Annotated in this window: 14 protein-coding genes; 7 read left to right on the top strand and 7 right to left on the bottom strand. The window is 61.9% G+C overall.

Annotation, left to right across the window (positions count from 1 at the left end; translation table 11 throughout):
* Positions 1-118 precede the first annotated feature (118 nt).
* On the bottom strand, positions 119-499 hold the full coding sequence (locus QA637_RS16195) for a YkvA family protein (RefSeq protein ID WP_153436796.1): 381 nt from the start codon (positions 497-499) through the stop codon (positions 119-121).
* A gap of 92 nt (positions 500-591) precedes the next feature.
* The gene (locus QA637_RS16190) at positions 592-909 is read right to left on the bottom strand and encodes a 4a-hydroxytetrahydrobiopterin dehydratase (RefSeq protein ID WP_136505355.1); all 318 of its coding nucleotides are present in this window, start codon (positions 907-909) and stop codon (positions 592-594) included.
* Between the two features lie 206 nt (positions 910-1115).
* Between QA637_RS16190 and QA637_RS16185 the strand changes: the two genes are divergently transcribed.
* A complete protein-coding gene (locus QA637_RS16185; protein WP_153436795.1) occupies positions 1116-1592 on the top strand; it encodes a low molecular weight protein-tyrosine-phosphatase in 477 nt (158 codons plus the stop codon).
* Here the strand turns inward: QA637_RS16185 and thpR are convergent.
* Positions 1529-2119 carry an RNA 2',3'-cyclic phosphodiesterase gene (thpR, locus tag QA637_RS16180; RefSeq protein WP_153436794.1) on the bottom strand — a complete coding sequence of 197 codons (591 nt, stop codon included), beginning with the start codon at positions 2117-2119 and terminating at the stop codon, positions 1529-1531. The genes QA637_RS16185 and thpR overlap by 64 nt on opposite strands.
* Positions 2120-2233: 114 nt before the next feature.
* Positions 2234-2875, bottom strand: coding sequence for an arylesterase (locus tag QA637_RS16175; RefSeq protein WP_153436793.1), 642 nt, complete (start codon positions 2873-2875; stop codon positions 2234-2236).
* 71 nt (positions 2876-2946) lie between these two features.
* On the opposite strand from QA637_RS16175, the gene QA637_RS16170 reads away from it, so the two are divergent.
* From QA637_RS16170 to QA637_RS16155, 4 genes are all read left to right on the top strand, one after another.
* On the top strand, positions 2947-3672 hold the full coding sequence (locus QA637_RS16170) for an ABC transporter ATP-binding protein (RefSeq protein WP_283062314.1): 726 nt from the start codon (positions 2947-2949) through the stop codon (positions 3670-3672).
* Positions 3669-6224 carry an ABC transporter permease gene (locus tag QA637_RS16165; protein WP_153436792.1) on the top strand — a complete coding sequence of 852 codons (2556 nt, stop codon included), beginning with the start codon at positions 3669-3671 and terminating at the stop codon, positions 6222-6224. The genes QA637_RS16170 and QA637_RS16165 overlap by 4 nt, the downstream gene beginning before the upstream one ends.
* A gap of 210 nt (positions 6225-6434) precedes the next feature.
* Positions 6435-7172, top strand: a complete 738-nt coding sequence (locus tag QA637_RS16160) for a Bax inhibitor-1/YccA family protein (RefSeq protein ID WP_153436791.1) — start codon at positions 6435-6437, stop codon at positions 7170-7172.
* A 159-nt stretch (positions 7173-7331) separates the two neighbouring features.
* Complete coding sequence (locus QA637_RS16155) at positions 7332-7892, top strand: GNAT family N-acetyltransferase (protein WP_153436790.1); 561 nt, start codon at positions 7332-7334, stop codon at positions 7890-7892.
* 307 nt (positions 7893-8199) lie between these two features.
* Here QA637_RS16155 and QA637_RS16150 read toward each other — a convergent pair whose 3' ends face one another.
* From QA637_RS16150 to acnA, 3 genes are all read right to left on the bottom strand, one after another.
* A complete protein-coding gene (locus tag QA637_RS16150) occupies positions 8200-8601 on the bottom strand; it encodes a DUF2794 domain-containing protein (RefSeq protein WP_153436789.1) in 402 nt (133 codons plus the stop codon).
* 332 nt (positions 8602-8933) lie between these two features.
* Positions 8934-9707, bottom strand: a complete 774-nt coding sequence (locus QA637_RS16145) for a DUF1223 domain-containing protein (RefSeq protein WP_153436788.1) — start codon at positions 9705-9707, stop codon at positions 8934-8936.
* Positions 9708-9881: 174 nt separating this feature from the next.
* Positions 9882-12572: an aconitate hydratase AcnA gene (gene acnA, locus QA637_RS16140; protein WP_184108639.1), complete on the bottom strand. Its 2691-nt coding sequence runs from the start codon at positions 12570-12572 to the stop codon at positions 9882-9884.
* Between the two features lie 270 nt (positions 12573-12842).
* Between acnA and ccmA the strand changes: the two genes are divergently transcribed.
* Both ccmA and ccmB read left to right on the top strand, forming a co-directional pair.
* On the top strand, positions 12843-13466 hold the full coding sequence (ccmA, locus tag QA637_RS16135) for a heme ABC exporter ATP-binding protein CcmA (RefSeq protein ID WP_283062310.1): 624 nt from the start codon (positions 12843-12845) through the stop codon (positions 13464-13466).
* A complete protein-coding gene (gene ccmB / locus QA637_RS16130) occupies positions 13463-14122 on the top strand; it encodes a heme exporter protein CcmB (protein WP_153436786.1) in 660 nt (219 codons plus the stop codon). Before ccmA ends, ccmB begins: the two co-directional genes overlap by 4 nt.
* The last annotated feature ends 164 nt before the right edge of the window (positions 14123-14286 follow it).

The raw sequence follows: 14286 nt of genomic DNA, 5'->3' as shown, positions 1-14286 counted from the left end.
ACGCACTGTCCTCAAGCCTATTCGCCCACAGCCGCTGCGTCTGCGGAATCTATGTCACAAAGAATCAGGCAAGAGTTTGTCTTTCCGGCAGAAATGCGGCGGTCCCGCATTCTGATAATCATTCCTCATCCGGCCTGTCGCGCAGGGCTTCGTCGGCCTTGTCGTAATGCGTTTCCTTGATCTGGCCGCTGATCGCGGCGAAGGCAGCCGTCAACACGGCGATGTCGTCGGAAAAGCCGACGACGGCCAGCATGTCCGGCACGAAATCGAGCGGCAGGACGAAATAGGCAAGGGCTGCAAGCAGAATGCCGCGCGTACGCGTCGGAGTCTTCGGATCCACCGCGCAATAAAAGGCGGCAACGAGATCGCGGCTGAAGGGAATCTGGCGGGCTGCACGGCGAAAGGTCGGCCAGAACCGGCGGCGTACCTTGCGCTCCCGCCGTTCCTGTTCGGATTCCTCGCCGGGAAGAAGAATTTCACCGATCTTGATATCGTCCATCGCGTCCGTTTCCGAGTTGGGCCCTGCAGCGCCGCGCGTCTTTCCGGACGCGCGGAGAAACATGCAGGAAGCTGATATGGGAAGGGTGCCGGCTATTTCAAATGGTCGGGCATTCGTCCGGCAGCCGCGCGATCCATCTTTGCCGCCAGCTTGAAATCGAGTTCCGTCAGTCCGTTCGCATCATGCGTCGAAAGCGTGACGTCGACCCTGTTGTAGACGTTGAACCATTCAGGGTGGTGGTCGAGCTTTTCCGCCGCAAGCGCGCATTGAGTCATGAAGCTGAACGCCTCGGCAAAATTCTTGAAGCGAAACGCCTTCCAGATCGATGCGCCATCCTCGGCCAGAACCCAACCTTCCATCTTGTGCAAATGCTCGGCGACAGCCTCGGCGTCCAGTTTTTCCGGCCTCATGCTGTTTCTCCCTGTGATCTTTGGTGCTTAACAACGGCCTAGAACACGCTTTTATCCTTAAATGGGTTCCGATTTAAGGATAAAAACATGCGGCAATTCGAAGTACTGCAGCGGCCTTTGTCCACTTGAAAAGACACAGGGCGCTTTCGCCACGGATAAACTCCGCCCATGCCATGCGGCACAACTCTCGATGCCAACGGGGTGACATGAAGCCGGTCAGAATTCTCTTCGTTTGTCTTGGCAATATTTGCCGTTCGCCGCTCGCCGAGGGCGTCATGCGGGACCTCGCGCAGAAGGCCGGCCACGGGCAGGCGATTTCGGTCGATTCCGCCGGCATCGGCGCATGGCATGTCGGCGCTCCGCCGGATCAGCGGTCGATTTCGGTGGCGAAGGCGCACGGCATCGATATTGCGGCCCTGCGCGGGCGCCAGGTCAGCGCGGCGGATTTTGCGGCCTTCGACCTGATCCTCGGCATGGACATGAGCACCGTCCGCGACTTGAGCGTGCTCGCGCCGCCCGCAATGGCGGGCAAGGTGCATCTATTCATGCGTTATGCCACCGGTCGGGCGGGAGACGTTCCGGATCCCTATTACGAAGCGGCGGACGTCTTCGAAGCGCTCTACCAGATACTGGAAGCCGGGTGCTTGTCCCTGCTGGCAAGGCTCGAGGTTCGCGCCTCGTGAAGCGGAAAAACCTCTTCGGTCAGGTACGGACCGCCGCCGACCGAATCGCGCGACGACAGGAGAACGAAGCGGGAGACCGCAAAAGGTGAGGTGAGGAAATTGCCGCGCCCGGAAAGATAATTCACGACATCCTCGACGCGCGAGGAACGCAGCCTCGCGAGCGTCACGTGAGGCGTGAACTTGCGCGGGTCCGGCGGCAGGCCGAGGCGCTGGCAGATGCGTTCGATTTCCGCCTGGAGCGCAAACATTTCCGGGTCGTTGCTGACACCGGCCCAGACCGAATGCGGCTTTTTTGAGCCGAAGGCACCGGTGCCCGTCAGTTGCAGCTGGAATTCGGGGCGTTCGATCCGGTCGAGCCTTTCAACGATCTCGTCGGCGGTACGTCCGTCGACATCGCCGATGAAACGCAGAGTGATGTGATAGTTCTCCACATCAATCCATCGAGCTCCGGGAAGACCTCCGCGCAGCAAGGAAAGGCTCATTGCTGCATTGCGCGGAATTTCGAGGGCGGTAAACAGTCTCGGCATGGCGAGCTCCCCGAATCTCTTGCAGATGTCTTAGCGAATCACGCATCGAGTCTGCACGCAACTGTTATTTGGGCCGACAGAGTGTTAACTTTCTCTTAACTGTGGACCGATTGATCAGTCTCCTTTCGCAAGCCCTGCAATAAATCGTTCGGCGGCGGGCAGGAAGCGTTCGACCATCTCGCCGACGCCCCGGCTGTTCGGATGCATGCCATCCTCGAGCTTCAGCGCGCCGTCAGTCACAACGCCGTCGAGGAAGAACGGATAGAGCTCGAGATCATATTTCTGCGCCAGCTCCGGGTAGATGGGGTTGAAGCGGGCGGCATAGTCGGCACCCATGTTGGGCGGTGCCATCATGCCGGCAAGAAGCACCGCGATGCCGCGCTCCTTCAACCGGGAAATCATCGCCTCGAGATTTTTCCGCGACTGTTCCGGCGGAATACCCCGCAATGCGTCGTTCGCACCTAACTCGAGGATGACGCCTTTCGTTCCATCCGGCACCGACCAGTCGATGCGGGAAAGGCCGCCGGAGGTTGTATCTCCGGAAACGCCGGCATTGGTGATTGTGACGTCGAAGCCTTTGTTTTTCAATGCCTTTTCGAGTCGCGCAGGAAAGGCGTCCTCGGGCGGGAGCTGGAAGCCCGCCATCAGGCTGTCGCCGAAGCCGACGAGGCTTACACTCTCGGCGCGCACCGCTGACGATAACGCAATTGTCATTGCCAGGCTCAAGAAAAAGCGCAGAAAATCTTTTAATGCCATAGGCTCGTTCCTAAATCCCCGAGGGCAACCGTTTCGTCATCCGATCCAATTTCATATAGGGCTGTTTCCGCGTGGCAAGAACCATCATCGAGCTGAAAAATGCCGACTTGACGCTGGGCGAGGCGGCGGCCGCAGTCCATGTCCTGAAGGCTGTGAGCCTTACGGTTGACGCTGGCGAATCCGTCGGGATCGTCGGCCCATCCGGATCGGGAAAGTCGACGCTGCTGATGGTGCTGGCAGGTCTGGAGAGGCTCGACAGCGGAGAGATCACCATCGACGGGACTCCCTTGCACGGCCTGAGCGAGGACAAGCTTGCGGATTTCCGGGGTCGCAACGTCGGGATCGTCTTCCAGTCCTTTCACCTCATTCCCAACATGACCGCACTTGAAAACGTCGCGGTGCCGCTTGAGCTTGCGAATGTCCGCAACGCCTTCGACGTCGCGCGCCAGGAACTCGTCGCAGTCGGCCTCGGTGACCGGCTGACGCATTATCCGGGGCAGCTTTCGGGTGGCGAGCAGCAGCGCGTCGCGATCGCCCGTGCGCTGGCGCCGTCACCGAAGCTGCTGATCGCCGACGAACCGACCGGCAATCTCGACGCCGAGACCGGCCGGCAGATCGCCGATCTTCTCTTTGCGGAACAGCGCGAACGCGGCATGACGCTGGTTCTTGTTACGCATGATGCAGCACTTGCCGGGCGTTGCGGGCGGCAGGTGCAAGTGCGCTCCGGCGAGATCGTTTCCGGCGGGCATGCCGAATCGACGGCCGCCGCGGTTCGCCAGGAGGCGGCATCGGCATGAGCGAGACGGGCGCCATCAACCGCTTTCGCCCGTTTCTCGCCCTCAGACTGGCGCTGCGCGAAATGCGCGGCGGCCTCAAGGGCTTCTACATCTTCCTTGCCTGCATCGCGCTCGGCACCGCGGCGATCGCCGGCGTCAATTCGCTTTCACAGTCGATCAGCGCGACGATCGCGTCGCAGGGCCAAGAGCTCCTTGCCGGCGATATTCGCTTCGAACTCAACAATCGTGTGGCGACAGCCGAGGAGCAGGCCTTTCTCGACAGTCTCGGCAGCGTTTCCGCTTCCTCGGGTCTGCGTTCCATGGCGCGCCTCCCCGATGGATCCAACCAGGCGCTGGTCGAACTGAAGGCCGTCGACGGTGCTTACCCGCTCTACGGCACTCTTGAGAGTGAACCGGCAAGGCCGCTCGCCGAACTCCTGTCCAAACAGGGAGAGGTGTTCGGCGCGATCGCCGCGCCGCTGCTGCTCGAGCGTCTGGGCATCAGCCTCGGCGATGAAATCCTGATCGGCAATGCCCGCGTTCGGATCAGCGCAACGATCGTGCGGGAACCGGACGCGCTTTCCGACGGGTTCGGTTTCGCGCCGCGGCTGATGGTCTCGGCCGACGCGCTTTCTGCCTCGGGGCTCGTACAGACCGGCAGCCTCGTCGAGCACGGCTACAAGGTGAAGCTTGCCGATCCTCAGCGCGTCGCGTCCGTTCGCGCCGAGGCCGAGAAGCGATTCCCGTCGGCCGGCTGGTCGATCCGGACGAGCGGCAATGCCACCCCGTCGCTCAACGCCAATATCACGCGTTTCTCGCAGTTCCTGACCCTCGTCGGCCTGACGGCGCTGATCGTCGGGGGCGTGGGCGTCGCCAATGCCGTGCGCGCCTATCTCGATGGAAAGCGCAGCGTCATCGCGACCTTCAAATGCCTCGGCGCCCCGGCGTCACTGGTCGCCATGGTCTACCTTGCGCAGATCCTGATGATTGCGCTGATCGGTATTGGCATCGGCCTCGTTTTCGGCGCGCTGATCCCCTTCATCGCGGCCCAGTTCCTTGCCGATGTGCTGCCCGTTCCGACGTCGTTCCAGCTCTACCCGTCGGCGCTCGGCCTCGCGGCGCTTTTCGGCCTGCTGACGGCGCTCGCCTTCGCCATCCTGCCGCTCGGCCGCGCGCGCCGGGTGCCGCCAACGGCGCTCTTCCGGCAACAGGGTTTCGAACCGACCGGCTTTCCGGCCTGGCCCTATCTCGCAGGGGCTCTCGCCTGTCTTGCCGCGCTCGCCGGACTTGCCGTCTGGACGGCCTATGATCGCAGCATTTCGCTGATCTTCCTCGGCGCAATCGCCTTTGCCTTCATCCTGCTCAGGGGCGTGTCGTGGCTCATTTCCTGGCTGGCGCGGCGCAGCCCGCGGGTGAATTCGCCGGCGCTGAGATTGGCGATCGGCAATATCCATCGCCCCGGCGCCCTGACCCCGTCGGTGGTGCTGTCGCTGGGTCTCGGTCTCGCCCTGCTGGTGACGCTGGCGCTGATCGACGGCAATCTCCGGCGCGAACTCACCGGCGACATGGCCGAGCGCGCGCCCAACTTCTTCTTCGTCGACATCCAGGGCAGCGAGATCGAGGGGTTCCGGTCGCTGCTTGCGCAGGCGATGCCGGAGGGCAAGGTCGTCGAGGTGCCGATGCTGCGCGGGCGCATCGTGGCGTTCAACGGCGAGGACGTGAACAGCCGCAACGTACCGCCCGGCGGGCAATGGGTGCTGCGCGGGGACCGTGGCATCACCTATGCCAAAAATCGGCCGGAGAACTCGACGCTGACCGAAGGTACCTGGTGGCCCGAGGACTACCAGGGGGAGCCGCTGGTCTCTTTCTCGGCGGAGGAGGCCCGCGAACTCGGCCTGAAACTCGGCGACGCGGTGACCGTCAACGTGCTCGGCCGCAACATCACCGCGAAGATCGCCAATTTCCGCAATGTCGAATGGGAATCCTTGTCGATCAACTTCGTCATGGTCTTTTCGCCCAACACCTTTGCCGGTGCGCCGCACGCCTGGCTCGCAACCGTCATCGATCCGGATGCCACGGCCAAGGAGGAAGCGGCGGTCTTGAAGTCGGTCACCAATACCTATCCCACGATCACCAGTGTGCGCGTCAAGGATGCTCTCGATATCGTCAACACGCTTCTCGCACAGCTTGCCACGGCCATCCGCGCCGCCGCCGCCGTCGCCCTTATCGCATCGGTTCTCGTTCTTGCGGGGGCGCTCGCCGCCGGCAATCGGGCGCGCATTCACGATGCGGTGGTGTTGAAGACGCTGGGCGCCACGCGCGGCACGCTGATCCGCGCCTTCAGCTACGAATACATCATTCTCGGCTTCGCAACCGCCGTGTTCGCGCTGTTTGCCGGGGGCGTTTCCGCCTGGTTCGTCGTCAGCCGCGTGATGACGCTGCCGTCCGATTTCCTCCCGGATGTCGCGGTCGCCACAATCGTGATCGCGCTTGTCATGACCGTCGGCATCGGTCTTGCCGGAACCTGGCGCATTCTCGGCCAGAAGGCCGCTCCGGTGCTGCGTGAATTGTGAGCGCCGAAATTAACCGTAAATCACCCTTGTTTGATGGCTCAGGCCCCGGCTTTGCGCGATTCCGGCTCTTGCGGGTCTTGTGCGTGATCCGTTTCAACATCATATTTGTCCACAGGCATGCTGGAGCCCCGCAGCGGCGCCTGGGCGCTTGAAGGACAAGCACTTACCGCCCGACACCGTCACTCCAACCGGGGCTTAAATGAGGAAACAATGGCTGATCTGAGAAACTACCAAACCCGAATGTCGCCCGCCGGCGCTCAGGCGGGTGCCGTGATCGACGAAGGCCTTCGCGCTTACATGCTGAAGGTCTACAACCTGATGGCTCTCGGGCTGGCGATCACAGGTGTAGCAGCTTACGGAACCTATGCGCTTGCCGTCTCCAATCCGGCATTCGCCCAGCTCATCTACGCTTCGCCCTTGAAGTGGGTCGTAATGCTGGCGCCGCTGGCGCTGGTCTTCTTCATGAGCTTCCGCATCAATTCGATGAGCGTCTCCGCAGCGCAGACGACGTTCTGGATCTACGCCGCCTTGATGGGGGTTTCGCTGTCCTCGATCTTCCTGGTCTTCACCGGCCAGAGCATCGTGCAGACGTTCTTCGTCACGGCCGCCTCCTTCGGCGCCCTGTCGCTTTACGGCTACACGACGAAGAAAGATCTGTCGGGCTTCGGCACGTTCCTGATCATGGGCCTCTTCGGCCTGATCATTGCGTCGATCGTGAACATCTTCCTGGCGTCTTCGGCGCTCGCATTCGCGATCTCGGTCATCGGTGTGCTGGTCTTCGCCGGCCTGACCGCCTACGACACGCAGAAGATCAAGGAAATGTACTACGAGGCCGATGACGTCGCGGTTGCTGGCCGCAAGGCCATCATGGGCGCGCTGACGCTCTATCTCGATTTCATCAACCTGTTCATGTTCCTGCTGCAGTTCCTGGGCAACAGGAACGAGTAGTCAGACGCGCATTTACAGAAAAGGCGGCTTCGGCCGCCTTTTTTGTTGTCGCGTCGTCGTGCGTCCGATTGGATGCGCGGCGCCGTAAAGTAGAGCGGCCTTGATCGCGCCGTCCGATCCATGCGATTTGATCGGGATCAGCCAACATCACGAAGTCCCATGTCTGTCACTCTCCGCGACGCCGTCGCTGCCGATCTTCCCGCAATTACCGAAATCTACCGCGAGTCCGTTCTGAACGGCGTGGCGACCTACGAGATAACACCGCCCTCCGAGGCGGAGATGGCGCTGCGCTTTTCGACGATAACCGGCAACGGCTATCCCTACATCGTGGCACAGGAGGACTACGGCAGAGCGATCATCGGTTACGCCTACGCTTCCGCATTCCGCACGCGGACGGCCTATCGCTTCCTGGTGGAGGATTCCATCTATCTTGCGCCGGAGGCCCGGGGCAAAGGCGTGGGCAGGGCGTTGCTGGCGGAGCTGGTCAAACGGTGCACCGCGCTTGGCTTCCGCCAGATGGTCGCGGTGATCGGCGGCGCGCATCCGTCATCGATTGCATTGCATCGCGCTCTCGGCTTCGAGCATCAGGGGTTCATGAAGGCGACCGGTTTCAAGCACGGGCGCTGGCTCGACACGGCGATCATGCAGCTCGCGCTCGGAGACGGAGCGGCTTCGGACCCGGACGAGGGCGCCTACCCCGATACGCTCTACCGGACCTAGCGCATCGGACCCGATTTTCGGAAGGCACGATGCGTGGAATCAAAGAGTTACAGCGTCCTTTGTGCGTCCTAAAGGATGCACGGCGCTGTAAGTCGCGTCGGGTCATCGCTCCTATGCATGTCGTTGTCCCAAAACCGCTGCACACTTTTGGATGACATGCGTTAAGTCAGGTCGGCTTTGGGTGGCGGGCTTGCACCTCTTCCCGTTCGCAAGAAGAGCGAACTTGAGGCGCACAAAGGCCTTCGACCCGCCTGCGGGGGAAGGCGCCGGCAGGCGGATGAGGGGCAATTCCACAGGAGATATCGCGTCAGGTCTCGACGAGTTTCAGGACCTTGTCGAACACCTTGAGCACCAGGGCAAGCTCATGGCCGCGCTTCAGGATCGTGCCATGGGCATTGAGCACGCTGTAGGCGCCCTGCTTTGCCGCAAGCTTCGGGTTTTTCTCGATCCGGTAGAGCGGTGTCTCCCCCGATCGCTTGAACACGGAGAAAACGGCTCGATCCTTCGTGTGGTCGATCGCATAGTCGCGCCATTCGCCCTCGCCGACCATACGGCCATAGACCCGCAAAATCTGGTCCAGCTCGCGGCGATGAAATGTAACGGGTGGGGGATTCCTGGCGCTCTTGTATTCGTGAAAGTCGACCACTTGCGACGTGGCCTGGCCCTGGCGACGCGTCTCGCCTTCCGGTAAATCCGGTTGATCAGTCATCAGTATTTCGGCCTTCTGATGTGACAGGACTACGACAGTGTGCCTGACACGAGCGGAAAAGCAAGTCGGAAGCCGGTGAACAATGCCGGCAATTCTTGTCCTTGCCGCAATTCAGTCAAATCGGCGCCCCAATTCACGGCAAGACTTCCACCGCTGCCGGACAGAGTCGTTGCCACCGTATGTCCGGACAGGTCGTCATGCTGCGGGAGATTACGAACGCAGACATGACCGGTTCGGTCCGGTAACTTCGAACCCTCAGCCCCAGCCCCTCGATGCTGCCGGGCCGAACCACCCCCTTCTCAGAAAATCCCCTGTGTCGGAAATCACCGGGTTCAAAGCTTGCCCTGCGGGCCGGCAAGAACAGCTGCCGCTCCGACAATGGCCCCCGGCGTTTCCGCGTCCTTCATCGATTGCAGCAGGACGGCGCAGCCACTGTTGCCCTTTCCCTCGATCAGGACGGAGGCGGGCAAGGTGAATTCGGCCGGCTTGCCATCCCACATGCCGATCGTCTGGATGTCGCGCACGGCATGCCAATAGGCGATCTGCTTGCCGCTGTTTTCGCCCTTCTCGACATCGACCACCTTGGCCCGCTCGAAATAGACGACGACGACATTTGCCTTGCCTTCGCCGGCCCCGACCTTGATCGAGATTCCACCGTCGCCAATCGCCGCCTGCACCGGAACGGCCAGTCCCCGGCCCTCCGTGTTCATTGCGTCGAGCCGACTCCTGATCGCCTGCAGGTTGGCGCCGTTGAGATGATCGCGCCCGTTGAGGACCGCTTGCGGCGTATAGACGCCGTTGCGGCCGAGCATGCGCGCATAGGCATATTGCCGTTCGGTATTTTCCTTGGAAGCGAGCGTGTCCGCCCAGCCGAGATAGTTCCAGTAGTCGACGTGATAGGCGAGCGCGACGACGTCGCCCTCGTCGACCAGCTTCTTGAGCGCCGCGTCCGCCGGCGGGCAGGAGGAGCAGCCCTGGCTGGTGAAGAGTTCGACCACGCCCTTGACTGTTTTTCCGTCATCCGCCGCAACCGCTCCGCAGCCTGCCCCCAGAAAGCCTATCGTCAGGGCGAGACGCCGGATGGTTGTGTTATAGGCGAATGTCATGGCGTCACTTTTTTATAGGCAGGCTCGAATGCTGGAGTTCATACATACGACGGCCATTCTTCAACGGAAAGTCACGTTGGAGTGAGCATTTCACCGCTTATCGATACGGGGACGTGAAAAAGCCGGGGCACCATTCGATGCCCCGGCTCTCAAGCCGTGAAAACGTCAGCAGGCTCAGGCTGCGAGGTCGCGCAGAACCGTCTGCAGGATGCCGCCGTTGTTGACGTAGGTGACCTCGTCAAGCGTGTCGATGCGGCAGATCAGCGGAACTTCCTTGACCGAGCCGTCGCCATAGGTGATCCGGGCCACGCGCTTCTCGCGCGGCTGGACTTTGGCGAGGTTGTCGATGGTCACGACCTCGTCGCCCTTCAAGCCCAGCTGCTCCCAGGTCATGCCTTCCTCGAAGACGAAGGGGATAACGCCCATGCCGACGAGGTTCGAGCGGTGGATGCGCTCGAAGGACTGGGCGATCACCGCCTTGACGCCGAGCAGGTTGGTGCCCTTGGCCGCCCAGTCGCGCGACGAACCGTTGCCGTATTCGACGCCGGCGAAGATGACGAGCGGAACGCCTTCTTCCTTGTACTGCATGGCGGCGTCGTAGATCGACATCTCTTCCTTGGACGGATAGTGGATGGTGTAGCCACCTTCCTTGCCGTTCGGGCCGAGCATGTGGTTGCGGATGCGGATGTTGGCGAAGGTGCCGCGCATCATCACCTCATGGTTGCCGCGACGCGTGCCGTACTGGTTGAAGTCGGCGACGCCGACGCCATGGCCGAGCAGGTAGGAGCCTGCCGGCGACTGAGCCTTGATCGAACCGGCCGGAGAAATGTGGTCGGTGGTGATCTTGTCGCCGAAGAGACCGAGGACGCGGGCGCCTTTGATGTCGGAAATGCCAGCGCCCTTCTTGCCCATGCCGACGAAGTAGGGCGGGTTCTGGACATAGGTGGAAGCCTCGTCCCAGGCATAGGTTTGCCCGGCCGGAACCTGAACCGCCTGCCAGTTGGCGTCGCCCTTGAACACGTCCGCATATTTCGTCGCATAGAGTTCGCGCGTGACATACTTGAAGATGAAGTCCTGGATCTCCTGCGAGGTCGGCCAGATGTCCTTCAAGTATACCGGCTTGCCGTCCTTGTCCTCGCCGATCGGCTCCTTGGTCAGGTCCTTCTGCACCGTGCCGGCCAGCGCATAGGCGACGACGAGCGGCGGCGAGGCGAGGTAGTTCGCCTGGACGTCTGGCGAAATGCGTCCCTCGAAGTTGCGGTTGCCGGAGAGAACGCCGGCGGCGATCAGGCCCTTGTCGTTGATCGTCTTCGAGATCGGGCCCGGCAGCGGTCCGGAGTTGCCGATGCAGGTGGTGCAGCCGAAGCCGACCAGGTTGAAGCCGAGCTTGTCGAGGTCGGCCTGCAGGCCGGACTTCGCCAGATATTCGCCGACAACCTGCGATCCGGGTGCGAGCGAGGTCTTGACCCACGGCTTCGTCTTCAGGCCCTTGGCGACCGCGTTGCGGGCGAGCAGGCCGGCGGCGATGAGTACCGACGGGTTCGACGTGTTGGTGCAGGAGGTGATGGCAGCGATCGTAACGTCGCCGTGGCCAAGGTCGAAATCCGTGCCTTCGACCTTGTAGCGGTTCGAAAGCTGGCCGGGCTTCTTGTAGTCGCTTTCGAGCGCGGTTGCGAAGCCGGAGGCGATGTTTTCCAGCGAGATGCGGCCTTCCGGACGCTTGGGACCGGCCATCGACGGCACGACGTCGCCGAGGTCGAGTTCCAGCGTGTCGGTGAAGACGAGATCGGAGCCATCGCCTTCGCGCCACATGCCCTGCGCCTTCGAGTAAGCTTCGACCAGCGCGATACGCTGTTCTTCACGGCCGGACATGGTGAGGTAATTGATGGTTTCGGCATCGACCGGGAAGAAGCCGCAGGTCGCGCCGTATTCCGGACCCATGTTGCCGATCGTCGCGCGGTCGGCGAGCGTCATGTTGTCGAGGCCCTGGCCGAAGAATTCGACGAACTTCGAGACCACGCCCTTCTTGCGCAGCATCTGGACGACCGTCAGCACCAGGTCGGTCGCGGTGACGCCTTCCTTGAGCTTGCCGGTCAGCTTGAAGCCAATGACTTCCGGCAGCAGCATGGAGACCGGCTGTCCGAGCATCGCGGCTTCCGCTTCGATGCCGCCGACGCCCCAGCCGAGCACACCAAGGCCGTTGATCATAGTGGTGTGGCTGTCGGTGCCGACGCAGGTATCCGGGTAGGCGGTGACTTCGCCGTCCTCTTCGCGGGTCCAGACCGTCTGGCCGAGATACTCGAGATTGACCTGATGACAGATGCCGGTGCCCGGCGGCACGACGCGGAAGTTCTTGAAGGCCTGCTGGCCCCACTTCAGGAAGCGGTAGCGCTCACCGTTGCGCTGGTATTCCAGTTCGACGTTGCGGGCAAAGGCCTGGGGCGTGCCGAATTCGTCGACGATGACGGAGTGGTCGATGACGAGGTCGACGGGGACGAGCGGGTTGATCTTCTCCGCGTCGCCGCCGAGCGAAACCATGGCGTCGCGCATCGCCGCGAGGTCGACGACGGCCGGAACGCCGGTGAAGTCCTGCATCAGCACGCGCGCCGGGCGGTAGGCGATTTCGTTTTCCGCAGTGCCCTTGTCGCTGAGCCACGCGGCGACGTTCTCGATGTCCTTCTTGGTGACCGAGCGGCCATCCTCATTGCGCAGCAGGTTTTCCAGCAACACCTTCATCGAATAGGGGAGCTTCGAGACACCGGCAAGGCCGTTCGCTTCCGCCTTCGGAAGGCTGTAATAGACATATTCCACGCCATTGACGGTGAGCGTGGAGCGACAATTGAAACTGTCTAGGGATTTGGACACTGGATAATACCCCGTTCCGTCTGATCGCCAAAAGCTGACGTACGAACGCCCGAGCGCCTGTGAAGCGCGAAATGGGATGCGGGTGCGGCCATTTCCGCTGTCCGTACGTGGAATGTCATTCCATGTTCGGCGCTTGGATGATATTCACGCCGACCGCTGGCGTGTTGGCCGCGTTATAGATAATTTCTCCAGATGGTGCCAGACCAACCAAGGTTCAATCGGAACTTTTTTTGCTGTGCGGCAACGAGCGTCAAGGGAAGCTGAAAATACATGCGCCTGCTGGCTGAAGGTTTGAGTGCGAGGCGCGGCGAGGACCTGATTTTTAACGATATTTCCTTTGCTCTCGGAGAGGGAGAGGCCCTTGTGATCACGGGGCCGAACGGCTCCGGCAAGTCGACCTTGCTTAGGGTGCTCGCAGGTCTTTTGCGGGCCGAATCGGGCACGTTCAGAATCGAGGGGGGACCGGCGGAATTCGCGCATCCCCATGAGCTCAGCCATTATCTCGGGCATCGCAACGCAATGAAGCGGGAACTGACCGTCCGGGAAAATCTTTCCTTCTGGCAGCGGTTCATGGGTGATTCGCCAGGAGGGTCCGGGGTCGACATCGCGGCGGCCGCCGAAGCCGTCGGGCTTGCCGGCATCACGCACCTGCCCTTCGGCTATCTCTCTGCAGGCCAGCAACGGCGCATGGCCATGGCCAAGCTCCTCGTCGCCTACCGGCCGATCTGGTTGCTCGACGAGCCGACCGCCGCGCTCGATGCGGGGGCGGACCGGTTGTTCGCCGGACTTGTGAAGGCGCATCTCGAAGGCGGCGGTATCCTCATTGCCGCGACGCATCAGCCTCTTGGGTTCGGGTCGGCGCAGAGCTTGCAGATGAAGGGGTTCACGCATTGATCGCCCTCTTCTTCCGCGACCTCAAGCTTTCCGTGCGCGCCGGTGGCGGCGCGATGATCGGCGTGCTGTTCTTCATGACCGTCGTTGCGGTCGTCCCCTTCGGGGTCGGGCCGGATCTCAATCTCCTGTCGCGTATCGGTCCGGCGATGCTTTGGATCGGCGCGCTGCTCGCGTCACTGCTCGGCCTCGACCGTCTTTTCCAGGCGGAGCGCGAGGATGGGTCGCTCGATCTCCTGCTGATGCAGGAAACACCGTTGCTCATGACCGTATTCGTCAAGTGCGCGGCTCATTGGGCCGCGACCGGCCTGCCGCTTGTCATCGCCTCGCCGCTGCTCGGCCTTTTCATGAATATGAACGAGTTGGCGATCGGTGCGACCATGCTCACGCTCCTTGCCGGAACGCCCGCGATCACCTTCATCGGCGCGGTCGGTGCCGCGGTCGCGGTCGCCTTGCCGCGGGGCGGGCTGCTCGTCTCGATCCTCGTCCTGCCGCTTGCCATCCCCGTGCTGATCTTCGGTGTCAGTGCGGTCTATGCGGCGATCGAGGACCCCGCCCCGTTTCTGCCGCCTTTCATGATATTGATGGCGATAACCCTGTTCTTCGCAGTGATCGGTCCCGTCGCGGCAGCCGCGGCGCTCAGGCATTCGGCTGATTGAGGCGTGCGATATGCGCTAACGCAATCGTGATTGATCACGGCGTAATTCCTTAGATCGAAATCGTTCTGAGGCTAAAATCATGCAGTCATTCAGGGTGCTGCAGCGACCGTTGCGCGTCTAAAGGACGCGCGGCGCTGCAGGTCAATTGCGGAAGGGATGCTTCC

The sequence above is a fragment of the Sinorhizobium terangae genome, assembly GCF_029714365.1.
In the GTDB taxonomy this organism is placed as follows: Bacteria; Pseudomonadota; Alphaproteobacteria; order Rhizobiales; family Rhizobiaceae; genus Sinorhizobium; species Sinorhizobium terangae.
This window is presented reverse-complemented; position numbering and strand designations above follow the sequence as displayed.